The sequence below is a fragment of the Flagellimonas hadalis genome (assembly GCF_007785775.2).
Classification (GTDB): Bacteria; Bacteroidota; Bacteroidia; order Flavobacteriales; family Flavobacteriaceae; genus Flagellimonas; species Flagellimonas hadalis.
Genome location: NZ_VNIK02000001.1, coordinates 207,526 through 231,934 on the forward strand (window position 1 = coordinate 207,526; position 24,409 = coordinate 231,934).

24 protein-coding genes are annotated in these 24,409 nt (G+C 45.1%); 15 read left to right on the forward strand and 9 right to left on the reverse strand.

Annotated elements, in window-relative coordinates; all coding sequences use genetic code 11:
• Nucleotides 1-2 precede the first annotated feature (2 nt).
• On the forward strand, nucleotides 3-779 hold the full coding sequence (locus FOT42_RS00835; RefSeq protein ID WP_151888680.1) for a polysaccharide biosynthesis/export family protein: 777 nt from the start codon (nucleotides 3-5) through the stop codon (nucleotides 777-779).
• Between the two features lie 52 nt (nucleotides 780-831).
• Nucleotides 832-3,189, forward strand: a complete 2,358-nt coding sequence (locus tag FOT42_RS00840) for a GumC family protein (protein ID WP_151888681.1) — start codon at nucleotides 832-834, stop codon at nucleotides 3,187-3,189.
• On the opposite strand, the gene FOT42_RS00845 is transcribed toward FOT42_RS00840, so the two are convergent.
• Entirely contained in the window at nucleotides 3,190-3,933 is a 744-nt protein-coding gene (locus FOT42_RS00845) for a tyrosine-protein phosphatase (protein ID WP_151888682.1), read from the reverse strand.
• Nucleotides 3,934-4,195: 262 nt separating this feature from the next.
• Here FOT42_RS00845 and FOT42_RS00850 point away from each other — a divergent pair, with 262 nt between their 5' ends.
• The 8 genes from FOT42_RS00850 to FOT42_RS00885 all read left to right on the forward strand — a co-directional run bounded on the left by FOT42_RS00850 (nucleotide 4,196) and on the right by FOT42_RS00885 (nucleotide 10,678).
• The gene (locus FOT42_RS00850; RefSeq protein ID WP_151888683.1) at nucleotides 4,196-5,470 is read left to right on the forward strand and encodes a sensor histidine kinase; all 1,275 of its coding nucleotides are present in this window, start codon (nucleotides 4,196-4,198) and stop codon (nucleotides 5,468-5,470) included.
• A complete protein-coding gene (locus tag FOT42_RS00855; protein WP_151888684.1) occupies nucleotides 5,463-6,164 on the forward strand; it encodes a response regulator transcription factor in 702 nt (233 codons plus the stop codon). The genes FOT42_RS00850 and FOT42_RS00855 overlap by 8 nt, the downstream gene beginning before the upstream one ends.
• Nucleotides 6,165-6,229: 65 nt before the next feature.
• Nucleotides 6,230-6,463, forward strand: a complete 234-nt coding sequence (locus tag FOT42_RS00860; RefSeq protein WP_151888685.1) for a hypothetical protein — start codon at nucleotides 6,230-6,232, stop codon at nucleotides 6,461-6,463.
• Nucleotides 6,464-6,526: 63 nt separating this feature from the next.
• Entirely contained in the window at nucleotides 6,527-7,621 is a 1,095-nt protein-coding gene (locus FOT42_RS00865; RefSeq protein WP_151888686.1) for a sensor histidine kinase, read from the forward strand.
• Between the two features lie 5 nt (nucleotides 7,622-7,626).
• Entirely contained in the window at nucleotides 7,627-8,946 is a 1,320-nt protein-coding gene (locus tag FOT42_RS00870) for a sigma-54-dependent transcriptional regulator (protein ID WP_151888687.1), read from the forward strand.
• 166 nt (nucleotides 8,947-9,112) lie between these two features.
• On the forward strand, nucleotides 9,113-9,538 hold the full coding sequence (locus FOT42_RS00875; protein WP_151888688.1) for a GreA/GreB family elongation factor: 426 nt from the start codon (nucleotides 9,113-9,115) through the stop codon (nucleotides 9,536-9,538).
• 41 nt (nucleotides 9,539-9,579) lie between these two features.
• Nucleotides 9,580-9,924 carry a hypothetical protein gene (locus FOT42_RS00880; RefSeq protein ID WP_151888689.1) on the forward strand — a complete coding sequence of 115 codons (345 nt, stop codon included), beginning with the start codon at nucleotides 9,580-9,582 and terminating at the stop codon, nucleotides 9,922-9,924.
• 115 nt (nucleotides 9,925-10,039) lie between these two features.
• The gene (locus FOT42_RS00885; RefSeq protein WP_151888690.1) at nucleotides 10,040-10,678 is read left to right on the forward strand and encodes an MCP four helix bundle domain-containing protein; all 639 of its coding nucleotides are present in this window, start codon (nucleotides 10,040-10,042) and stop codon (nucleotides 10,676-10,678) included.
• Nucleotides 10,679-10,680: 2 nt separating this feature from the next.
• Here FOT42_RS00885 and FOT42_RS00890 read toward each other — a convergent pair whose 3' ends face one another.
• Together FOT42_RS00890 and FOT42_RS00895 are read right to left on the reverse strand one after the other, a co-directional pair.
• Nucleotides 10,681-11,163 (reverse strand): DinB family protein, encoded by a 483-nt coding sequence (locus FOT42_RS00890; protein ID WP_151888691.1) that lies wholly within the window; start codon nucleotides 11,161-11,163, stop codon nucleotides 10,681-10,683.
• 14 nt (nucleotides 11,164-11,177) lie between these two features.
• On the reverse strand, nucleotides 11,178-11,999 hold the full coding sequence (locus FOT42_RS00895) for an alpha/beta fold hydrolase (RefSeq protein WP_226789765.1): 822 nt from the start codon (nucleotides 11,997-11,999) through the stop codon (nucleotides 11,178-11,180).
• Between the two features lie 289 nt (nucleotides 12,000-12,288).
• Here FOT42_RS00895 and FOT42_RS00900 point away from each other — a divergent pair, with 289 nt between their 5' ends.
• Together FOT42_RS00900 and FOT42_RS00905 are read left to right on the forward strand one after the other, a co-directional pair.
• Entirely contained in the window at nucleotides 12,289-13,050 is a 762-nt protein-coding gene (locus FOT42_RS00900) for a hypothetical protein (RefSeq protein ID WP_151888693.1), read from the forward strand.
• 43 nt (nucleotides 13,051-13,093) lie between these two features.
• Entirely contained in the window at nucleotides 13,094-15,652 is a 2,559-nt protein-coding gene (locus FOT42_RS00905) for a M1 family metallopeptidase (protein WP_151888694.1), read from the forward strand.
• A 9-nt stretch (nucleotides 15,653-15,661) separates the two neighbouring features.
• On the opposite strand, the gene mnmE is transcribed toward FOT42_RS00905, so the two are convergent.
• Nucleotides 15,662-17,032: a tRNA uridine-5-carboxymethylaminomethyl(34) synthesis GTPase MnmE gene (gene mnmE, locus FOT42_RS00910; RefSeq protein WP_151888695.1), complete on the reverse strand. Its 1,371-nt coding sequence runs from the start codon at nucleotides 17,030-17,032 to the stop codon at nucleotides 15,662-15,664.
• An 86-nt stretch (nucleotides 17,033-17,118) separates the two neighbouring features.
• On the opposite strand from mnmE, the gene FOT42_RS00915 reads away from it, so the two are divergent.
• Nucleotides 17,119-17,478 carry a DUF4870 domain-containing protein gene (locus FOT42_RS00915; RefSeq protein WP_151888696.1) on the forward strand — a complete coding sequence of 120 codons (360 nt, stop codon included), beginning with the start codon at nucleotides 17,119-17,121 and terminating at the stop codon, nucleotides 17,476-17,478.
• Nucleotides 17,479-17,534: 56 nt separating this feature from the next.
• Here the strand turns inward: FOT42_RS00915 and dnaN are convergent, their stop codons facing one another.
• From dnaN to FOT42_RS00940, 5 genes are all read right to left on the reverse strand, one after another.
• Nucleotides 17,535-18,653 carry a DNA polymerase III subunit beta gene (gene dnaN, locus FOT42_RS00920; RefSeq protein WP_072879164.1) on the reverse strand — a complete coding sequence of 373 codons (1,119 nt, stop codon included), beginning with the start codon at nucleotides 18,651-18,653 and terminating at the stop codon, nucleotides 17,535-17,537.
• Nucleotides 18,654-18,772: 119 nt separating this feature from the next.
• Nucleotides 18,773-20,437, reverse strand: coding sequence for a gliding motility-associated ABC transporter substrate-binding protein GldG (gene gldG / locus FOT42_RS00925; RefSeq protein ID WP_151888697.1), 1,665 nt, complete (start codon nucleotides 20,435-20,437; stop codon nucleotides 18,773-18,775).
• Nucleotides 20,434-21,165 carry a gliding motility-associated ABC transporter permease subunit GldF gene (gldF, locus tag FOT42_RS00930; protein WP_151888698.1) on the reverse strand — a complete coding sequence of 244 codons (732 nt, stop codon included), beginning with the start codon at nucleotides 21,163-21,165 and terminating at the stop codon, nucleotides 20,434-20,436. The genes gldG and gldF overlap by 4 nt, the downstream gene beginning before the upstream one ends.
• Nucleotides 21,165-21,467, reverse strand: coding sequence for a putative quinol monooxygenase (locus FOT42_RS00935; protein WP_151888699.1), 303 nt, complete (start codon nucleotides 21,465-21,467; stop codon nucleotides 21,165-21,167). The genes gldF and FOT42_RS00935 overlap by 1 nt, the downstream gene beginning before the upstream one ends.
• Complete coding sequence (locus tag FOT42_RS00940) at nucleotides 21,468-22,298, reverse strand: SAM hydrolase/SAM-dependent halogenase family protein (RefSeq protein ID WP_151888700.1); 831 nt, start codon at nucleotides 22,296-22,298, stop codon at nucleotides 21,468-21,470.
• Nucleotides 22,299-22,417: 119 nt separating this feature from the next.
• Here FOT42_RS00940 and FOT42_RS00945 point away from each other — a divergent pair, with 119 nt between their 5' ends.
• Both FOT42_RS00945 and FOT42_RS00950 read left to right on the forward strand, forming a co-directional pair.
• Entirely contained in the window at nucleotides 22,418-23,377 is a 960-nt protein-coding gene (locus FOT42_RS00945) for a PhoH family protein (protein ID WP_072879408.1), read from the forward strand.
• Between the two features lies 1 nt (nucleotide 23,378).
• A complete protein-coding gene (locus FOT42_RS00950; RefSeq protein WP_151888701.1) occupies nucleotides 23,379-24,338 on the forward strand; it encodes a phosphoribosylaminoimidazolesuccinocarboxamide synthase in 960 nt (319 codons plus the stop codon).
• Nucleotides 24,339-24,409 lie beyond the last annotated feature (71 nt).

Sequence of the window (24,409 nt, forward strand, 5' to 3'; positions counted from 1 at the left end):
AAATGTATACATCAATGTTTCAAAAATTAAAAGTAGCATATTATGTTGCCATAGTATGCCTAGTAGCCTCTTGCTCATCATCCCAAGGCGTTGTTTATTTTCAGGATGCAGACCAGTTTGAAACCTTGGTGGACGATAATAACTTCACGACCAAATTCAAGGTGGACGACTTGGTGAGTATCCACATTTCTACCTTGGATCCAGAGGCCAGTGCCCCGTTTAATCTTTTTAGGGGTTCTGAAGAGGGTGGGATCCGCCCTGAACAAGTTAACTACCTAGTTGATAAAAACGGAGAAATAGATTTCCCTGTCATCGGCAAAGTAAAGATAGAAGGGCTTTCTCCTAGTGAGACACGTGAACTTCTTAGAGAAAGGTTGGCAGATTATCTAAAGGACCCTATCATAAACATCAGGATAAGAAACTTTACGGTAACAGTTTTGGGCGCGGTCAATAGACCAGGAACATATCCCATTAACGGTGAGCAGATCACCATTATGGAAGCGCTCGGATATGCTGGGGATATAAATATAAAGGGTCGCCGCGATAATATCATGGTCATTAGGGATTTTGACGGGACAAAGGTGTATAACCGTATCAACCTCAATCAAAAAGAATCGTTGAAATCTCCGGTATATTATTTGACACAAAATGATGTGGTCTATGTCGAACCCAATAAATCAGGAAAAACCCAATCCAATCTAGACCAAAGGGCTTCAATCGCAGTTTCGATTGCTTCAATCATCATAACTTCTACAGTGATATTGTTAACGAGGAATTAATCAACAATAAGAATAGTTTTTAACAACCTACAATAAGTATTCCCCATATAAAATGAACAACTCAGTATCGGAATTGAAGGATATATTGAATTCTTATTTGAAGCATTGGAAATGGTTTGCGCTTAGCATTTTACTGACAGGTCTGATAGCGTTCATTTATCTTCGCTATACAGTACCAAAATATAGTGCTTCGGCTAAGGTGCAAATATTGGAGAATAAGGGTGCTTCGTCGGAATTGAGTGTTTTGCAGGACCTTGACATTTTTTCAGGTGCAAAGACTCAAATTGAAGATGAGGTTGAACTTCTTAAAGCAAGGGACAATTTCGTTCAGCTTGTAAAAAAGCTGAAATTGAATGTGCGTTATTTTGTAAAGGGGAACATTAGGGATAGTGAACTTTATGGGACCAGTTATCCCTTTAGCATCAATTTTTTATCTGCAGATTCAATTGTCAACAAATCCAAGCATCATTTCTTCATTGACCTAAATTCTGAAACTTCTTTTCAATATGGAGAAGAAGAAGAAGCTCCTTTTAAGTCTTACGATTTTGGATCAAAAATAAAAACTAAGATAGGTGATGTCATTTTGATACCTAGTACAGAAGACTTAAAAGCCTATAAAAACAAAAGGGTTAAAGTTGTTATCGATCCAATACCAGATGTAGCCTCTGGGTATAGGGATAAGATTGTGGTAAGCCCTGCAAATAAGCTTTCAAACATTATTAATATTTCCCTTACAGATCCAATACAAAAAAGAGCTATAGATATTGTCAACGAACTCATATTGGTCAATAATGCAAATGCGGTAGCAGACAAAAAAGCTATTGCAGATCGTACTTCAAAATTTATTGATGATCGAATATCTGAAATTTATACCAATCTTTCCTCTGTCGATGAGAGTGCCGAGTCTTTCAAGGAAAGTAGGGGAATTGCAGATTTGGGCTCCCAATCCAATGTTAATTTTAACCAAAGTGCTGCAAGTGAGCAACAACTGCAAAGTGTCAGTATTCAGTTAAACATAGCGAACTCGATGCAAGATTTGATCAATGATCAAGAAGGATTTGATTACATCCCCACAAACGTTGGGTTAAATGATGCTGGAATAGCAAATGCGGCGCAACGATACAATGAATTGATCGCTCAACGACAACGGTTATTGGAAAGTTCCAATGAGAAAAATCCCGTTATTGTAAAATTGGATCAACAGTTGGACGGTTTGAGGAAAGGTATGCAATCCAGTTTGAACAACGTGACCAACAACTTGGACCTGCAGGTAAACAGCCTAAGCAAGCAGTTGTCCCAAATCAATTCCCGAATATATGCAGCTCCAAGTAATGAAAGGGCTTTGAGGGACATATCAAGACAACAGCAAACTACAGAATCCCTATACTTGTATTTATTGCAAAAAAGGGAGGAATCACAGATCACATTTGCTTCAGCAGCGCCTAAATCAAAGATTGTGGACGCAGCTTATGGATCTTCCCTTCCAATATCACCCAAACCTAAAATTGTATATCTGGCAGCCATAATTTTTGGATTACTCATCCCTTTTTCCATAATTTACGCCAATGACCTTTTGGACAATAAACTGCATAACAAGCTGGAGCTGGAAAAAATTGCTGGTGATATACCCGTGATAGTTGAAATCCCCAAGCTTGGAAAGAAAGAGTCCAAACTGGTTCAGAAGGACGATCGATCGGTATTGGCGGAATCTTTGAGAATACTGAGGACCAATCTCAATTATATACAGCGGTCCAAAAAATCAGAAGGGAACAACCTCATATTTGTCACCTCGAGTGTACCTGGCGAAGGAAAGACATTGGTCTCCTCCAACTTGGCCACTATTTATGCAAATACCGGCCAAAAAGTATTGCTGATAGGAGCGGATATCAGAAATCCGAAATTATACAATTTCTTTTCTGAAGATAAAAATCAGACAGATTTAAAGCCTAAGCGCAGTACCAAGAATGGACTTACCGAATATTTGATAGACTCTAATCTCGAGGTTCGGGATATCATAGTTCCAGCACAGGTGAATGACAATCAAATAGATATCATTTTTTCTGGAAAAATACCACCAAACCCAGCCGAATTATTGATGGGGGACAGGGTAGAGGAATTGTTCTCCAAAGTTACTGGGCTATACGACTACGTGATTGTGGATACCGCTCCCTTGATGGTGGTCACCGACACCTTGTTGATCAGTGAACACGCAAGTCAAATTTTGTATGTGGTCAAAGCAGAGTTTACAGAGACTAAGGTCCTGGAATTCCCCATTAAACTCAAAAACGAAGGCAAGCTCAAGAACCTTTCCTTCGTGGTCAACGGGGTAAAACAATCCAACCTCGGGTATGGCGGAAAGTATGGCTACGGCTATGGAAAGACCATCAAAAAATGGTGGAGCTTTTCTTGATCAATAAAAAGTCTCGATCGTATTTTCGATGACGGGAAGCAAAAGGTTCAAAGTTTTGTTCTGAATCCTGATTTCCTTCAAAAGTTCCAGTTGTCGCACATTGTGCACATCTGAACCCACAAAATCCACCAAATGGTCCTGTAAAAGTTTCAGGGCCATTTTTTGTACACCGCTTCCGTAAGATTCGTGTGTAAGTGATAACAGGTTCAGTTGGAACTGGATGCCATTGGCCTTCATTTTTTCATAAGTCCCATATTTTTGGTGAAAGTACATGTACCGCTCCGGATGGGCTAGGATGGGAAAATATTTGAACTTGGCCATCTTCTCCACGGCAATGTCAAAATTGAACGAAGGCTGTAGGTACGACATTTCGACCAAAAGAAAGGAATCCTTCAATGCTATGACCTGCCCGTTTTCCAGGATCGTCTCGAAATTGTCATCGATCATGTGTTCGGCCGAATAAGCTATGGAAGTCCCGGAAAGGTTACTCTTTTCCAAGGTGGCCATCAGGGTCTTATAAGCCTCTTTGATGGTCTTCGGCGTGTTGTCATAATGGTTGTGCATGATGTGTGGCGTGCAGATAAAATGGGTCACGCCCATTTCACCGAACCCTTTGAGCAGTTCCATGGAGTCATCCACCGTTTTTGCCCCGTCATCAATGCCGGGAAGGATATGGTTGTGCATATCCACAAGACCATGTAGATAATCCACCAGATAGGTTTTCTTCTGAAAAAAACTGAACATGCCTAAAATTTGGAGTGTAAAGATAAACGATAAGAAGTTATATGAACACCCAATGTGGCCAAAGGTACAAACAAAAAACCGACCCTTTAGGGTCGGCTTGATGGATTCGCTACTTTGTATGTATTGTATCTAACTAAACTCAGGGACAAGATAGGATTCTGGGGGATAGGAATGGATTAAGGAAAAGACAAAAAGACTAATGAAAGATTAATACGCTTAACCAAGGCGTAAATAGCTGGTGTTTTTTTGTTTATTTAGCACCATGCTGACCAAGAGAAATCTGTATGTTTTTGTTTTTGCGGTGTCCGTGGTGGGCCTTTTCGTGGTTCAGTACCAATACTTGAGGGTTGGTCTGGGACTGGCCAGGGCACAGTTCTCGGAAAAGATGGATGGGGCCAGGGCAAATATCGGCAAGGAACTCTCCGAGTTCAACTCCTTGACCTACACCATTGGGAACACCATTAGAAAGGACACTTCGGAAGTGAAGATAGGCTTGGACAGCCTCCAGAAGGCATCACGGTTCTATCTCAACGATTACATTTCCTATCAGTTGGGCGTTTCCGGGATAGATGCTCCGTTCACTTATTCACTCTTTACCAGGGATTCCACGGAATATTTTGGCTCGGCCAAACAACACCTTAGAGGGGAGGACATGCTTACCTATCCCATTAAAATCGAGGGGTATCTGCCGGAACTTTTGCAGAAAGAAGTTATTTTGGAACTTGGTTTTCAGGACCTGAACAAGTATTTCTTGGGGCAATTAAAGGGACTCACCATCCCGAGCCTTATTTTTCTTGTTGCAATCATACTGGTCGTGATCTGGGTATTGAGATCCTTTTATTGGCAGAGCAGTCTGATCACCACCACTAACGATTTTATCAACAACTTGACCCATGAACTAAAGACCCCCGTGTTTTCCATAGGATTGGCCAGCAAGATTCTGGAAGAGGATGTCACGGAAGCTAAAAAGCCCGTTGTGGAGCTCATCCGAAGGGAAACAGAACGGTTGAAAGGACATATCGATAAGGTATTGGAACTGTCCAGCCTGGAATCAGGAAGAAAACTCATGCAGTTCACCGAACTTGATTTTAGGCCAGTATTGCTCAAATTATGTGAGGATTTTGCCCTGCTCGCCAAGCACGAGAATGTTGATTTTGGTTATCAACTGCAAGAAGGCCCTTTTTCCCTACGTGCCGAAAAGTTCCATTTGGAAAATGTGATCGGGAACCTATTGGAAAATGCAAAAAAATACTCCGATGACCCTGTGGTGCGATTGGAGGCCTACAAACAAAAAGGAAGGCTGCACATAAGCGTATCGGACAATGGGCAAGGCATTTCGAAGGAGGACAGGAAGAAAATATTTCAGAAATACTACCGGGTGAAAAACGGTAATGTACATAAAGTGAAGGGACATGGACTGGGCCTTTCCTATGTGCAAAAGATAGTGAGGATGCACCGTGGAAAGATCACGGTGGATAGTAAACTGGGAGAAGGCACCACATTTGTCGTTTCCTTAAAATTGACCAACAATGGATAAAAAATACAACCTGATCTTGGTAGAGGACGATGCTTCGCTGGGATATCTACTTTCAGAATATTTGGGAATGAAAGGATTTGTGGTCACCTGGGCAAAAAATGGCCAGGAAGCACTCCTGAAAACCGAGACCAACGTCTTTGACCTTGCCATTTTGGATGTGATGCTGCCGGACATGGATGGTTTTGAACTTTCCCAAAAGATAAAGGGCATCAACCCTGAACTACCTTTCATCTTCCTTACCGCCCGATCGCTCAAAATTGATGTGCTAAAGGGATTTTCGCTTGGTGCAGTGGACTATTTAAAGAAACCCATTGACGAGGAAGAGCTTGTGGTGCGTATCAATGCATTGTTGGCCCGTTTGGTGACGGAGACCGAAGAAGTCCCCCAGCTTTCCCATTATGAGATAGGGGACTATACCCTGAACACGGAGAATTTCGAACTTAGGTACAAAGGGGAGATCGTGAAGTTGACCGGCAAGGAATTTGACCTGCTTGCCCTTTTGGCGATGAATCAGAATCAACTATGCACCCACAAGGAAATCCTAACCACCATTTGGGACAAGAACGATTACTTCAACAAAAAGAGCCTCAACGTTTTCATATCCCATTTGCGGAAACATTTGGGAAGAGATCCCCGATTGAGCATTGTGAATGTCAACCGAAGGGGATTTATGCTTCGTGTGGAAGAAAAATAAACGAATGAACATGGCTTGGTTTTTGTGGCCAATTTGGGTGGCCGAACCAACCTTAGTTTTTTATAATGTTCAATTTTTTTCGAAATAGCTCCAAAAAAACCTCATTGATACAATTGGACCATCTCTATATGAATGCCATATCCAAATTGTCCGTCAATGAGAAGATCGCATACTGTCAAAGGCTGATTGAAAGTTCCGAGTACCAATTGGCACAGTCGTGCCCCAAAAAGGACGTACCCCACCTGAAGAGTCTTATTACGGCCGCAGATGAGGAAATCCATAAGCTGCGATCCCGATAGGTCCTGGCGCCACATTCCATTTAATGGATTGGAATTCGTAATTTTCCATCAAAGAGAATACCCGTGCATACCGTAGAGCAGAAATTAAAGGAACGCATCAAGGAGTTGACCTGTCTTTATGAAGTCACCTCACTGATCGTGAACAGTGATTACGAGCAGATTGAAGAAGTCCTTCGGGCCATAGCAGCATGCATGCAAAGGGCATGGCAGTTCAATGAGGAAACCTATGTGGAGCTAAAAACCCCTTTGACCACCATAAGGACTGAGAAGAAAGCAGAGGAATTCGTATTTCTCCAATCTCCCATAAAAGTGTTCAATGAAGAACGGGGATATATAAAGGTAGGATACCCATCTCCCAAATATACCCCGGACGACTTTTTGGTAGAGGAAAAACAATTGCTGGACAACATATGTCTTGAAGTAGGGAACCTGTTGGAGCGAAAGGAAATCAAAGAAAACCAAGAAGCGATCCGTAGGCAGGTTGAACAGGGCGACCGATTGCGTATTCTTGGTGAGATAACCGCTGGGATTGCCCACGAACTCAATACCCCATTGGCCAACATATTGGGCTTCACGGAATTGCTGAAAGAACGGGTGGAAGGGGATTCAAAGGCCGAAAAGGACTTGGATAAGATCATCACCAATACCATTTTTTCACGGGAAGTGGTCAAAAAGCTCATGTTCTTTGCCTGCGAAATGCCCCAGGAGCGAACCAGCCTGAACATTGTACCCGTAATCGAAGATGCCATAGACCTGTTGCGCACCACATTGCGACAGAACGATATCAACTGTAAACTCAATACCGACAAAAAGGAAATTGTCCTGAAAATGGACAAGATCCAACTCACCCAAGTATTGTTCAACCTTATCGTGAACGCTATTTATTTTTCCCCGCCGCAGAGCACTATTTTGGTCGATGTGAGGGAGAATAACGGAAATGTGGTCCTGAAAATATCCGATGAGGGCAGTGGCATACCCAAGGACAAGGCGGAGACCATTTTTGCCCCTTTCTTCACCACCAAACCCGTAGGGGAGGGGAGCGGATTGGGACTCAGTGTGGTGCACGGCATTGTGAAGAGCCATCAAGGAACAATCGGGCACGCCCCCAATAAGCCCAAAGGCACTATCTTTACCATCAAATTTCCCAAAACCGTTTGACGGCCATGCTCAAAAAGGAGAACATATTGCTGGTGGATGATGATATCCAGATCTTGGAACTCTTGCACCGACACCTAAATTCCATGCATTACCACACCTATAGCGCGGTTTCGGTAAAGGAGGCCCTCTACATCCTCAAGGACACTGAAATTGATTTGCTCATCACCGACATCAATATGCCGGAGATCAACGGGATCCAATTGATCAAATACACGGCCGAGCATTTTCCTGATATGCCCAAGTTGGTCGTCACGGGCTTTCCTTCGATCGACGATGCCATGGACGTTTTCCGATCTGGGGTAACAGAGTATCTGACCAAACCCTTCACCAAGAACGAATTGGCAGATGCAGTGAAGAAATCCTTGGAAAATAGGGCAAAGAAGGCATCTGTTAGGAAAAGTGTACCAAAAGGGAGCACTGGTTATGGGGAAATGATCGGGGCTTCCGAAGCGTTTTCGGAGATTGTTGAGATCATCGAACGGGTAAAGGACAACCACGCCACCATCTTGATCCAAGGGGAAAGTGGAACAGGTAAAGAACTCGTTGCACGATCCATTCATTATTCGGGAAGGTTTGCCCGGGCACCTTTCATCCCGGTCAATTGTGGGGCCATTCCCGAAAACCTCCTGGAAGCCGAGCTTTTTGGCTACACCAAAGGTGCTTTTACCGGGGCCAATGAGACCCGGAAAGGCTTTTTCCAAGCAGCGGACAATGGCACCATTTTTTTGGACGAGATTGGAAATGCATCCTTGGCCGTTCAAGGAAAATTGTTGCGCGTGCTCCAAGAAAAGGAAGTGACCAAAGTGGGGTCACAGAAACCCGAAAAACTCAATGTAAGGGTCATAGCGGCCACGAACAGTAATCTGGAAGAGCTTATCCAAAAAAAACTATTTCGGGAAGACCTGTACTATCGGTTGACGGTGGTCTCCATTGTGGTTCCCCCACTCAGGGAGCGGGTCACGGACATTCACTTACTGGTGGACAGGTTCCTTCAAAAATATGGCGTTGAATATAGGGACCGTTTGGTTCGAATATCACCAGAAGCACTGAAGATCTTGGAACGTTATCCCTGGCCGGGCAACATTCGGGAACTGGAGAATGTCGTACAGCGGGCCGTTATCATGTGCGACGGACAAGTAGAGGTCAAGCATTTGCCGGAACAGGTAAAGTATAAGATCGATTTTTCGGAAGAAACCTTGAGACCTTTGAAAGAGGTCGAAAAGGAACATATCACCAAAGTATTGGCCTCCACAGGAAACAATAAGACCAAGGCTGCCGAAATTCTTGGCATTGACCGCAAGACCCTTCGGGAAAAACTCAAATAATACACCGGGTAAAAACTCCCCATGCGGGTAAAAATTCCCCAGTCCATTTATCACATTTGATTTTTTAATTATTTATAATTAACTGGTTTTCAATTTATTAAAATCAGGTATTCTTTCCTTTCCTTTTTGGGCATACGGTTTGCCTATCTTTTGCCAAAAACCGACCATGAAAAGGAATGATCTGATGATGGAAAAATCGGATTATGTGGCCATAAAAAAGGTATTGAACTTTCACAAGCACTACCAGGACTATGCCCACAAAGAGACCTTGGACGCTCTGAGGGAACAACTGGAAAACACCACGGTATGTAGTGCTTCCGAGCTGCCCAAAGGCGTGGTACGGCTCAAGTCCAAAGTGACAGTGGCCTCCAAGTCGGGCTGGTGGAACACTTTCCAGGTGATGTTGCACGATGATGGAGACAACAAGGAAGGACAAATTTCAGTGAAGAGCACCTTGGGAGCCGCACTGATAGGGAGGAGCATAGGCGATGTTGTGCTGGTGGGTATGCCCAATAGCCCTCTGAGCCTCGAGATCAAGGAAGTGAAATGGGCCATAAATGAAGACGAAGAGCTGGCCATACTCAAGGAATGAACATTTAAATTCAATTATATAAACCTTAAATTCTGTTAGTTATGAAGAAATATCTTTTGTTTTTGGGATTGTTTATAGCAGCCATCAACCTTCAGGCCCAAGATGTGGCCGTGGGGGATACTTTTGAGATAGGAAGACCGGATTCACCTCAATATGCCCATCTGGAATTTCCCAGGGCCAATTTTATCATCAAAAGAGGTGGAATTGCCAACTATAAAAGTGTACAGGGGCAAAAAGTCGTTGTGACTTCCATTAAAGAGAAGAAGGACGGCACCAAGGTCATCAAGATCAAAAGGGCCGATGGAAACCGCTTTTTTGGCAGCCACTGGCAAGTAGCCGCCAATGTTGAGAAAGCTCTGGAATCCGGAGAGTTGCTCAAAGTATAGATGAATTGATGTGATTTACTGTTCCCGGCTCTCCGTTCTCTTTTTGGATTTGCTCAAAGGGGGCCGGGATATACTAACACCTGTTCGGAAAATGATGATTTAAAAAAATGTCGATTTGTTTGAACCCAAGATCATATCGGGAGGATCCAAAAAGCGCCGTTCGAAGTTCGCCATGGTGTTGGGAATCTCCTTTTTGTTGATTTTGGTCGCCAACCTGATCGATTACAAGTATCTCTCCAATGTGCGCCACAATGTAAATTCCGTATATAACGATCGGGTCGTGGCGCAGGACTACATCTATCAGCTCAACAACCTGTTCCACCAAAAGCAGTTGTCCATGGGCAAAAATGGGGGCGACCCATACCGGAACGGTCAAAATGATTCCATCGACCGATTGCTGTTCCGTTTCTCCAAGACCGAACTTACCCGAAGCGAGGCTGGCTTTTTTTTCGACCTTCAAAAGAATTACACCGAACTCACGTCCCTGGAGAAGTTGCTCTCCAATGAACCAAAAGGTCACAAACAGGCTATATGGCAGGACATCAGTCGGGAACTATATGAAATCCGAACGAATTTGGACGACCTGGAAAACGTGCAGTTCAAGGAAGGGGCACAAATGACCCAAAGTTCCAACCGTTCTCTGGGCATGAATGCCTTTTTATCCAAATTGGAGCTCGCCTTTTTGATTGTTAATGGTGTCGTGATCCTTTATATGGTCCTTTTGGGGACCAACCTGATGGGGAAGGTGAATTAAATCTACCTATTGATATCCAGTAGTTTGATCGTAATCCCGATTTGTCCCAAATGGTATAGGTCGTGGTGAACAATCCCTTCTACCAGATATTTCAGTGTGTGACTTGGTTTGTAAGTGTTGTTCTCCAAGTAGTCATCATCCTTATCCGATAGAAAAGCGATCAACTCCGCTTGGCTCTCCCGCAGATCTGTCTTTAGTTTTTTCCATCCGATTTTTTTAAGTTCCTCGTTGCTCTTCCAGTTTTCAGGACTATCCACGCTCAGGTTGGATTCCTGCCCTTGGAGCAATTTGATCCCATGCATGCGCCACACCCAAATGTGGGAAATCAATTCCGCCACACTGTGGACCCCAGGAATAGGTCTTTCAAAGGCCTGTGTTTCCGAAATGGGTTCAATTTTGTTCTCCAAGTTGTCATCGTACCAGGTCTTTCCATTTTGGATGTCCCTTAACTGAAAGATGATGTTTTCTACAATTTTTCTACTCATCTGAATACCTATGTTTATTTTTTGTCCAAAAACTTTTCAATCATGGGAACAACAAGTTGATTTTCTTTGAAATCAGGTTGGATTGTGGTGATTTCACCGATATATTCCCCATGTCCGCCCGGGATGATGGCCAGTTCCGAATGGGCGATCTGTCGGTGGAGTTCTATGGCGTGTTCAGGGGTGATGATGTCCTTGTCGCCAATAATGATCAGTGTAGGAGCTTGAATGGCTTCGATCTGCTCGTCAGGAATGTCCTTGAAATGCACCATCCGTTTGGCGTCCCTATCATGCATCAGCTGCAAGTCAGTGGTATCGGATGCCACTTCTTTGTATGCAGTTTGGAGCTGTTCGGGCATGTGTTCCAGTTTTGACTGCTGCATAAAACCCCAAAACCATTCGGGAACCCCATTGCGTTTGACAAGTGCAGAACCCAGTACCATTTTGTGGACCAATTCCGGATGGCGGATGGCGATCTGCAAAGTCGTTGTCCCACCATTGCTGAAACCGAAAAAGTCGGCTTTGTCCACTTTTAGGTTATGGAGGAGTGTTGCAACATCGTCGGCATCCTGCTCAAAGGACGAGTCCGTACCCCTGTCGTTCGTGCGCCCATGCGCCTGAAGCTCCATGGCGATCACCTGTCTGTTTTTGGCAAATAAAGGGATAACTTTCCCAAAATTGGAGGGGATAGTGGAACCACCCCCATGGATCAGGACAAGGGCTTTTGCCTGCCCACCCGCCTGACCGGCTGGCCGGTAGATCTCATAATACATTTTTAGGCCGTTCACTTCGGAATATCCGCTGGCAAAGTCCAATTCTTTTGTTGCTTTGGGTTCCATTTCTTTGGGTTCTGTTTTGGTGTGGTTACATGTGGTCAAAATGAAAAGCAGGGAACCGAGAAGTTGGAAAGGTTGTTTCATTTTTATCGATGGGTTATTATGCTGTTGGTTGTACTGACCGTTCATAGACCGTTCGAAATTGAAAAAGGGTGAATGAATCTTGGCTCTCTACGTATAAATTATAAAACCCATTCACACCCACCAATTTACCATAAAATCAATAAAAAACACTAAGTTTAAAAAGGGAAAGCCACACACGCTTCCCGTTCCATAAAACCATCATCAACCCATGAAAAAATCCATTCTCCTGATCCTATTATTAGCCTTGAGTTTCACCGTTTCCGCCACCGAGACCAAACTGATGGTCAGGGCCAAGGCCAAGGACGCCAAGTTTATCGGAAGCTCCATTGGTGGGGCCTACGTCATTGTTAGAAACACTGTGAACAACCAAATACTGGCCGAAGGAATTACCACAGGCAGTACCGGGAACACCGACCTCATCATGAAGACCCCCATTGACCGTAACACCCAACTCACAGACGATAAGACGGCGGGCTTTTTGGCGGTAGTTGACATAGACGAACCCACCTTTGTGCGTGTGGAGGTCATTTCACCCTACAACAAGAAAAATGCGCAGGTACGTGCCAGTACCGAACTGTGGCTCATCCCTGGTAAGGACATTTTGGGGGATGGCGTTGTGGTGGAAATCCCAGGTTTTGTCATCGATATCCTTACGCCCAACACCCATCAATACATTTCGAAACAATCCATTGGGGAGGGGTTGGACATTCGTGCCAATATGGTGATGATGTGTGGTTGTCCCATCGAAAAAGGGGGCATTTGGGACTCAACGCCCATGGAAGTGGTGGCCATCCTGAAAAAGGACGGGACCACTGTGGCAACAATACCCATGGACAACCCCTCGCGAAATATTTTTGAGGGTAGGATGCAGGTCACGGAGAACGGGTATTATGAAGTGACGGTGTATGCTTATGATTCCAAAACGGGCAACACGGGGGTGGACAAGGTCAATTATGTGGTAACCGATTGATTGCATATTGCACCAAACCTTTATAAAACAATTGAACCAACAAATGAAGAAGACCATTTTACCGTTCCTCGGAGTTTCTCTTTTCTTGCTGGCCTGTCAGCAGCCCAAGCACATCGATCTATTGGATGTGGGCATACCCCTTGCGATGGCCGAGTATCGCAAGGAACAGGTTACCGATGTGGTCTATGGCCTTTCTTTTGACATTCCAGAAGATAAAACACAGCCAATTCCCTCAAAACTGAAACTGGATCTGGAAATCCATGACCTTTCCCAGCCACTCTACCTTGATTTTAATGCAGATGCCTCGCTGTTGAAACAGCTTACCATTAATGGTAAGCAGCAAGAGATCCACCATGAAAAAGAGCACTTGCTCATCTCAGATGGTCTCCAAAAGGGCAGCAATACTATCGAAATTTTGTTCGATGCAGGCGAGCAGTCCCTGAACCGAAACGAGGACTACCTTTATACCTTGTTGGTGCCGGAACGGGCGAGTACTTTATTTCCCTGTTTTGACCAGCCCAATATTAAGGCGAAATATGTTTTGGACGTGACCGCGCCCAAAGATTGGAAAGTGCTTTGCGGTGCTACTTTGGAAAATAGGACAGAGCAGGCTGGCAAGGTTCACTATCAGTTTGCGAAGAGCGACCCCATGAGCACCTATCTTTTTTCGATGGTCGCGGGCAAGTTTGAATCATCCACGGAGAACCCGGGCATCTTCGATATGACTTTTCTTTTTAGGGAGAGCGATACGGCCAAGGTCAGGCCCAGTTTGCCCATTGTGTACGACCTGCACCAGCGGTCCATTGATTTTTTACAGGGATACACCGAATATGAATTTCCATTCCAAAAATTGGATTTTGCCGCCATTCCTGGTTTTCAATATGGGGGCATGGAGCATGTGGGAGCCATACAGTATCGGGAATCCTCCCTGTTTCTGGATGCGAGTGCCACCGAACGGCAGCACTTAGGTAGGGCCAAACTCATTGCACACGAAACGGCCCATATGTGGTTTGGCGATCTGGTCACCATGGATTGGTTCAACGATGTGTGGATGAAAGAGGTATTTGCCAATTTTATGGCGGACAAGATCATCAACCCGACTTTTCCCGATGTCAACCACCAATTGCAATTCATGACCGCACATTACCGGGGTGCCTATGCGGAGGATAGGACCCGCGGCACCAATCCCATCCGCCAACAACTGGACAACTTGAAGAATGCGGGCAGTCTGTATGGAGGTATCATCTATAACAAGGCCCCTATCATGATGCGGCAACTGGAAGCTGCCATTGGTGAGACAGGGTTTCGGGAAGGCATTCGGGAATATATCTCCAGATTTGCCTATGGCAATGCCACATGGAAAGACCTGGTGGAAATCTTGGACAATCAAACGCCCGACGACTTGAAGAAATGGAGCGAGGTGTGGGTGAACCAATCCGGGAGGCCCATTTTCAATGAGGAGGTTACGTATGAAAATGGAAAAATAAAACAACTAGCCATTTCGCAACGAGCGGAAGATGGCAGTGACAAACTGTGGCCCCAATCCTTTGAGATCACCCTGGTCTACCCGGACAGTGTGCTTGTGTTTCCGGTTACCATTGCGGACAGTACGGTCATCTTGCCCCAAGCTGCCGGAAAACCCAGACCAGAGGCCATTCTCTACAATTCCAACGCTTTTGGCTATGGGGTGTTTCCGATAGCGACCTCGGATTTTCCTATTATCAAAGACTTAGGGGATGAGGTGGCGAGAGGGCATGCCTACCTGAATACGTATGAAAATATCCTTTCGGGCAATATTTCACCCAAGGAAGGATTGGATTTTTTTGCAAAAGGCATTCAGAATGTACAAAATGAATTGATACATGGTATGCTTTGTGGTCAAATCAATGGTCTTTTCTGGAGCTATCTTACAGCAGAAGAGCGCAACAAAGAGCAGCCTTCGTTGGAAAAAATGCTGTGGGAAGAACTGATGAACAGGCAGCATGCACCCAATATCAAGAAAAATCTTTTTGGTCTATGGAAAGGATTGGCCTATTCAGATGTGGCCAAAGCAAAGCTTTTTTCCATTTGGAACAAGGCAGTGACCATACCGGACCTTAAATTGAACGAAGATGATTTTACCGATATGGCGATGACCTTGGCACTTTTTGGACAGAAGGACGCCCAAAAGATCATGGATAGGGCAAGGGCCCAATTGTCCAACCCAGACAAGGTAAGACGTTTTGACTTTTTGAGGCCTACACTCTCCGCTGATGAATCGGAACGGGATGCCTTTTTTGTGTCTTTGAGTGATGCGAGCAACCGTGAAAAGGAATCGTGGGTACTTACCGCCTGTGGTTATATCCACCATCCATTGCGACAGGAGTCAGCCATCAAGCATGTGCCTCTGGCCTTGGAACTGCTCGAAGAAATCCAGAAAACAGGAGATATCTTTTTCCCCAAAGGATGGCTCAGTAACACGGTGGGCCAATACCAATCCCTGGAAGCCTATTCGATGGTGGAACGTTATTTGGCCGAAAATCCAGATTTGAATGAATCACTCCAAGGAAAACTGTTACAGGCCACGGACAATCTGTACCGTTTTGTGGAGATGGGAAAATAAGCTATGCTTTTATTTGCCGATACAGAAATTGGAAAATATATTTCCCAATAGATCATCGGTCGTCACACTTCCTGTAATCTCACCTAGGTGAAAGAGCGCTTGGCGGATGTCGATGGACAAAAGATCGCTGGAAACATCCATGTCCATACCTTCTTTTACTTTTTGGATTTCTTCCAATGCCTTCAGCAGTGCATCATAGTGCCTGCTATTGGTAATGATGGTGCTATCGCCACTCAATGCTCCGGAATCCACAAGGTCAAGCAGCTTCTTTTCGAGCTCCTCGATTCCGATTTTATGTTTAGCGGAAAGGAAGAGCACATTGGGAATCTGCGTTTTCAATAACTGGATCTGTTCCTCGTCCAAGAGGTCCACCTTATTGCAAATGGGTAATAACTGTTTGTTGGGATACCTGTTCTGGATCTGTTCCAATTCTTTCCTATCAAAATCGAGTCGGTCAAAAAGATAGATGATCAGTCGGGCCTTTTCAATTTTGTCAAAAGTCCGTTCGATCCCAATTTTTTCGACCACATCCTGGGTTTCCCTGATTCCTGCGGTATCGATGAACCTAAAATTGATGCCCTTGATGCTGATATGGTCTTCCACGGTATCCCTGGTTGTCCCGGCGATTTCACTGACGATGGCCCGTTCTTCATTCAGCAGCACATTGAGCAGCGTGGATTTCCCCACGTTTGGCTGCCCGACGATGGCCACGGGGATGCCATTTTTGATCACATTGCCCAGTGCAAAGGAATCAATCAGTTTTTTAAGGACTTCGCTGATTTTGGTCAACAATTCATTGAACTGTGTTCTATCGGCAAACTCCACATCCTCTTGGGAAAAATCGAGTTCCAGTTCGATCAATGAAGCAAAGTTCAAAAGTTCTTGTCGCAACTGATGTATCTCATTGCTGAAACCTCCCCTCATTTGCTGCATGGCGATGTCATGGGCCGCTTCACTGTCACTGGCAATAAGGTCGGCAACAGCTTCGGCCTGGCTCAAATCCATCTTGCCATTCAGAAAGGCACGCAGGGTAAACTCCCCAGCGGAAGCGGTGCGGCAACCATTTCGCAGCAAGAGTTGGATGATCTGTTGTTGGATGAAGGGAGAACCGTGGCAGGAAATTTCCACTACGTTTTCGCCCGTGTAGGAATGGGGTCCCTTGAAAATGGACACCAAGGCTTCATCCAACACCTTTTTTCCATCCACGATGTGTCCCAAATGGATGGTATGGGTTTTCTGGTCTTTCAGTTTTTTTCCTTTGATGGACTGGAAGATAATGTCCACCAAAGCGATGGCATCGGGTCCCGAGACCCTAATTATCGCAATGGCTCCCGTTCCCGAAGGAGTTGCCAAGGCCACTATGTTATCTGCGTACGACATGGGCACAAAAGTACGAATAAGTGGAATGCTGTAACATTTTTGGAAATTTACATACTGATAAGTTGAATCATCAAAACAATCAAAAAATGGAAGTCATCAATCACACCACCGTTAGAAAGGACACCACTTTGTTGTCCGTTGCACATCTTACCCAGCTTTTGCACTACGTGACAGGCTTTGGGGGATTCATTGTTCCGCTCATCATTTGGCTGGCATCCAGAAAAAGTGTCGAGGGCATGGACGAACATGGTAGGGCCATCATTAACCTACAATTGAGCTTATTGCTTTACATCATATTGAGCATTCCGGCCATATTATTGCTGGGGTTGGGCATATTGGGCCTGATTGCCGTAGGTATTATGGGATTTGTACTTCCCATTGTCAATGCGGTGAAAGCGGCCAATGGGGAATCACCTTCGTATTTTATGACCATAAAATTTCTCTAAAAGAAAAAGCTGGAAATTGTTTTCCAGCTTTTGTCTTTATATAGTATAGTTTTTTATCAACTATTTAGCATCACGGGCATTACCAACATGGTCACATGCTCTCCTTCATCCAATCCATCGATCGGGGTAAGGATCCCGGCTCGGTTGGGCAGACTCATCTCCAAAGAAACATCATCCGAGGAGAGGTTGTTGAGCATTTCCAACAAGAACCTGGAGTTGAAGCCTATCTGCATATCGTCCCCTTGGTAGGAACAGGAGAGTCTTTCCTCGGCCTTGTTGCTGTAATCCACATCCTCCGCAGAAATATTGAGCTCTGCTCCGGCAATCTTTAAACGGATTTGGTGCGTGGTCTTATTGGAGAAAATGGAAACCCTACGCACCGAGCTCAAGAACTGGTTCCTGGAAATGGTGAGCTTGTTTGGGTTTTCCTTTGGAATTACTGCTTCGTAATTGGGGTATTTTCCATCGATCAACCTACAGATGAGTACCGTGTTGTCAAAAATGAATTTGGCATTGCTGTCGTTGTACTCTATGGTCACTTCGGACTCCGAACCGGCCAAAATTCCCTTCAAAAGGTTCAAAGGCTTTTTGGGCATGATGAACTCGGCGACCTGGGAAGCACTCACATCCTGACGTTGGTATTTTACCAATTTGTGTGCATCTGTAGCCACAAACGTAAGGTTCTCGGGAGAAAACTGGAAAAACACACCGCTCATCACGGGACGAAGGTCATCGTTTCCAGCGGCAAAAATCGTTTTGTTGATGGCCGTCGCCAAAATATCACCCAAAAGGGTAGTGGAGCTTGGATTGCCTACTTCCACTGCTTTGGGGAACTCGGCACCATCGGCATAGGCCAAGGCATATTTACCGTGGTTGGAGCTGATTTCCACTGTATTGTTGTCCTCCACCACAAAGGTGAGGGGCTGCTCGGGAAACGTTTTCAAGGTATCCAGCAACAAGCGTGCGGGCACGGCAATGGCACCTTCGGCATCGGAATCCACTTCCAGCACAGAGCTTATGGTGGTTTCAAGGTCCGATGCGGAAACGGTCAATTGGTTCTTTTTCAGGTCGAACAAAAAATTGTCGAGGATGGGCAGGGTATTGCTATTGTTGATAACTCCTCCCAAAACCTGCAATTGTTTCAATAAATATGTACTGGATACGATAAACTTCATCAAAGAAATTCTTTAGTATTGTTGGCCATCCGGTCGATATTTCCCTGAACAGGCCTTATAAAATAGATAAAAGCAAATATATCCCAAAAGGGATTAGTAAAGAAACAAAATTATTAACATTAAGCGCTGAATTTCCGCTTTCGGTAAAAGCTGAAGAACACGCCAAAAATCAAGGTCAAAACCACTGGAAATCCAATGTTTATCAACTGCCATTTTGTTTTTTGGGCCGCAATTTTTTCAACATCAAGCAGGGGAATGGACACTTTTCGGTTCCTAATGTTTATAAGTCCGGTATCGTCCAAGAGGTAGTTGGTGCTGTTCACCAGGAATTCCTTGTTGCCATAAAAGCTATTGGTCCATTTGTCATAACCCAGTTCCAAGGGTCTGCCGTTCCGCAATTGGTTTTTGATAAGATCACCGTCGGAAATCACCAGCATTTGGTTGGCTGGGCCATCATCCAAAGAGTTCCGGAGATCCAAAGGCTTCACCCTGTTCTTGTACATGGAAGAAAAATTACCTTCGACCAAAACGGCCAAGGGAAGATTGCCATTGTTGTACAGCTCTTTGTTGGGCGGAGTGTTGAGAATGTCCAAACTGACCTGTCTGGGCACACCGTCTGTTTTTGAAAGGGGAGAACTTTGCAACAAGACCGTTTTGCTGTAATCATTTTCCAGTAGCTCAATGGTGCTGGCAAACTGGAAGCGAACGGCCTCGATATTGGTGTTGATGGGATGATCGTTCCTGGAAAAGACCATGGGATAATAATACCAGGGCAATGGGTTGTACTGGGAATCATTGCCTTCGCCTGTTGCCAGAACAATCTGGGTGAAATATAAATCATTGACCAGAACAGGATCTATCCTAATGCCATAGGAAAAGAAAAGATCCTTCAGGTTCAACTCGCGGGGAAGGGCGAAGGCACTGCCACCTCCGGCATAGATGCTGTCCATTTCCATGGCCACCTGATCCATCAACCAAATGGATTTACCGCCCTGCACCATAAATTGGTCCATCACAAATTTTTCCTCATCCGTAAATGCTTGGGTCGGCTTGGCAATCACCACCAAATCAAAACCTTTAAGTTGGTCCAGCACCTTCTGCGGATTGTTGGCCACGGAATCCAAAGTGATGGCCCCAATGTTGTAATAATCCCGAATCGTGGTCAGATAATCGGCCATTTCCACGTCCCGGAGTTCCCCGTTGCCCTTGATGACAGCAATACTTTTCTTCTCGGTGATGCTCAATTTGGTGAACGCATCGGCGAAGGCATATTCCAACTGCTGTACCGAATTGTTGATAAGGTCTTCCGGTGTTGAGCCCAATTTGTTCTTCAACAATGGCACTTTCACGGTCTGATCTTTATAATTGACCATGGCCCAAGGAAAGACCAGTTCGTTGGAGACCTTTCCACTTTCCACTATGTTCACATTGGCAGGTTGCAAACCAAGACCTTGGAGCTCCGCAATGGTCTGTTGTACCCGCTCCTCATCTTCCAGAGGGTCCACCAAGTTGTATTTGATGTTCGCATTCTTTGAAGCGAAGGATTCCAGCAATTGGACGGTCTCAGTTTTGAGTCGGGAAAATTCCGGCGGAATATTTCCATCCAAAAGAATATCAATTATCACTGGGGAATCGAATTTTTGGGCCACATCCACTGCTGGTTGCGAAAGCGTATAACGTTTGTCCTCCGTAAGATCGAAACGGGCGTAGGCATAACGGGCCAAAATGTTCAGGACGACCACTGCAACAATGGCCACAAGCGCTGAAAGGAGTAATTTTTTCATCGGGGCAATTGTTTTAAACGTTGAAAGGTGAGGTACAGGAACAAAGCGGTCAATGATATAAAATAAACCAGGTCACGGGTATCCATCACGCCCCGGGCGATACTGTCAAAATGGGACCTGGCACCAAATCCCTGAACCATTTGTTGGGTCTCTCCATTGGCGAACAAGGAGGAAACGGCATCAAATCCATTAAAGATCAAAAAGCAGAGCAGGATGCCCACAATGAACGCAATGATCTGGTTGTCGGACAGGGTAGAGGCAAAAACGCCGATAGCGGTATAGGCCGCAATCAAAAAAAGCAAGCCAAAATAGGACCCCAACACCACACCCAGATCATAATTTCCCTCGATCACCCCAAGGCTGGAAATGGCAAAAACGTAAACCACCGTAGGAACGATGGCGATGATACAGAGGAGGAAGGCTCCCAAGAACTTGCCCGACACCAATTTTCCGATAGATATGGGTTTGATGAGCAAGAGTTCCAAAGTGCCCATCTTGCGTTCTTCGGAAAAGCTTTTCATGGTGATGGCGGGTACCAGAAATATAAAGATCCATGGGGCCAAAAGGAAAAAATTGCCCAGATCGGCAAAGCCGTAATCAAAAATATTGTAATCGCCCTTGAACACCCATAGGAATAGCCCATTGAGCAAAAGGAACGCACCCACGATCAAATAACCGATGGGCGATGTAAAAAAGGACCTGACCTCTCTCTTAAAAATTGCGAACATCAAGATGGGTTTGTTGGTTGGACTTTGTTGACACTCCAGGCCTCGGCCTTTTCCGAGAACAGTTTTTTGGTATGCGACCAGACTTCCTTGAAAAAATCGGAATTTCGATAGTTTTCCAGATCACCCTCCTTTTCCCACAGGCTATAAGTGAAAAAAATGTTGGGATCATCGATGTCCCGGTACAAATCGACGCTGTTGCAGCCCTCAAATGCCAAGATCCTGTTTTTGGATTCATCAAAGATTTGCTCAAAACTAGGAATATTTTCGGGTTTAAAGGTGAGTTTGACGATGCGTATCAACATTTAAAGGAAATTTACGGTTACGGTGTCCCTGTAATTCAACCCAAGTAGGGAAGAGGCCCCACCCACCGAGTTCAGGTCGCTTTTAAAAATGGCCAGTTCCATATATCCCGCCGAATTGAAAAGTGCGAGGGCATCGCCCGGACCCTTGCGCTGGCTTCTGTCCAGGTCGTAGTTGATGATGCCGTTGTAGCTATGGTGTACCTCCTTTATTTTGGTGGTGCGTGCATTGATCTCAAAGCTCCGCCCATTACGATAGGCTTCAAAAAGGCTCTTTTGGATGTTGGTGACCACATTCCCATAATTGTCGATATAGATGACATTTCCGGAAATGGTCCTTCCTTCATTGAGAATCCTTGGCTCAAATTCGCGCAGTTCCCGAAGCTCATCGAACGGTTTACCAACAACTTCCAGTTTTCCCCCACGGGCAATATGGCAGGCCACTTGGACAAAGACGTTCAGCACGGGAAATGAACCGGGATTGGCATTGGGAAGGCGTATCTCCACTATTTTTTCAGGGGGTATTTCCGAAGTGATCAACGACATGACCCCATTGTTGGAACTTACAAAATAATGTCCGTCCACCTGCACCACAAGATGCTGGTTTTCAGGTGAAAGTTCAGAATCCACCCCAACAATGTGCACGGTTCCCTTTGGGAAGGCTGTATAGGCGTTCTTGAGGATATAGGCACATTCCTGGATGTTGAAAGGGCTTATCGAGTGGGAAATATCAACAATATGGGCATCGGGAAGATTGGTCAGTATGGTCCCTTTTACAGCACCAACAAAGTGATCCTTATGGCCGAAATCTGTAGTTAAGGTTATGATTGCCATGCAATACTGTTGATATGTTTTTCCGTCCTCAAATTGATTTTTGGTTAAGTTTGTGTGTAAAATTAATTAAAAAAGAACGAATACGATTCTTCAAAAACAACCATAACACCTCACTTTTTTTGAACGAACTTATAATAGAACTTACCGACATCAGCCCACAGGATTTTTTTGGGCAACAGAACGAGAACATAGAGCTCCTTAAGAAATATTTCCCCAAACTCAAGATCGTTGCCAGGGGCAACAAGATCAAAGTGTATGGCGATGAGGAACTCTTGGAGGAGTTTGACAAGCGATTTGATATGCTCACCAGCCAGTTTGCCAAGTACAACAAGTTGGACGAGAACATGATCGAACGCGTACTCACCAGCAATGGGCAGGAAGAGTATACATCATCCAGCAGCAGCGGCGATGTTTTGGTACATGGTGTCAGCGGCAGATTGATCAAGGCACAGACCGCCAACCAAAGAAGATTGGTGGATGCCTGCAAAAAGGATGACATGGTCTTTGCCATCGGTCCCGCGGGTACAGGAAAAACCTATACCGGTGTTGCCTTGGCGGTGAAAGCCTTGAAGGAAAAACAGGTCCGACGTATCATTTTGACTCGTCCGGCCGTGGAAGCCGGGGAGAACCTTGGTTTTTTGCCCGGTGACCTCAAGGAAAAGCTAGATCCCTACATGCAACCATTGTACGATGCGCTCAGGGACATGATCCCAACCGAAAAACTGGCCAAGTACATAGAGGACGGTACCATCCAGATCGCACCCATGGCCTTCATGCGAGGGCGTACCCTGGACAATGCCTTCGTGATCTTGGACGAGGCACAGAACACCACCCATGCCCAAATGAAGATGTTCCTGACCCGTATGGGCAAGAATGCCAAGTTCCTGCTGACAGGTGACCCAGGACAGATCGACCTGCCCAGAAGGGTGATCTCTGGACTGAAAGAGGCCCTTTTGATCCTGAAAAACATCGATGGCATCAGCATCATCTATTTGGACGAAAAAGACGTTATCCGGCATAAATTGGTCAAAAAGGTCATAGATGCCTACAAAAACATAGAGCACCAAAATCAATTTTGACATGGGGCAGAACACATTGATGTCCACGGATTTTCATTTTCCGGGACAAAAATCCGTTTATAAAGGGAAGGTAAGGGAAGTCTATACACTACAAAACGACCTATTGGTCATGGTGGCCACCGATCGTCTATCGGCATTTGACGTGGTCATGCCCAAGGGCATCCCGTACAAAGGACAGATCTTGAACCAGATTGCCACCAAGATGATGAAGGACACGGAAGATATCGTGCCCAATTGGTTGTTGGCCACCCCAGACCCCAATGTGGCTGTGGGCAAGGCTTGCGAACCTTTCAAGGTGGAAATGGTAATCCGAGGATATCTTTCCGGTCATGCCGCCAGGGAATACAAAGCAGGGAAAAGAATGCTCTGCGGCGTTCCCATGCCCGAAGGTATGAAGGAAAACGACAAGTTCCCGGAACCCATCATCACCCCGGCCACAAAGGCTGAAAAGGGCGATCACGACGAAGATATTTCCCGGGAAGACATTCTAAAACGTGGTATTGTTTCCCAAGCCGATTACGAGGTATTGGAAAAATATACCCGCGCCCTCTTCCAACGCGGAACCGAAATTGCCGCAAAGCGGGGGTTGATCCTTGTGGACACCAAATATGAATTCGGAAAGACCAAGGAAGGGAAGATCGTGCTCATTGATGAGATCCACACCCCGGATTCCTCAAGGTATTTCTACACGGAAGGATATGAGCAGCGGCAGGCCAAGGGCGAACCCCAAAAACAACTTTCCAAGGAATTTGTGAGGCAATGGCTCATCGCCAATAATTTTCAGGGATTGGAGGGACAGACCGTACCCGAAATGGATGACGCTTATATCGACTCTGTTTCCGAAAGGTATATTGAACTGTATGAGAGCATCACAGGCGATACCTTTGTAAAAGCGGATGTCTCCAATATCCATGAACGCATTGGACAGAACATTTTCAATTATTTGAACAATTTTCAGTAAATACTTTGTATTCTTCTATTTTTTTGATGTTTTTTGTGTTGATATTATATATTTCCCACATCAACCTTGAC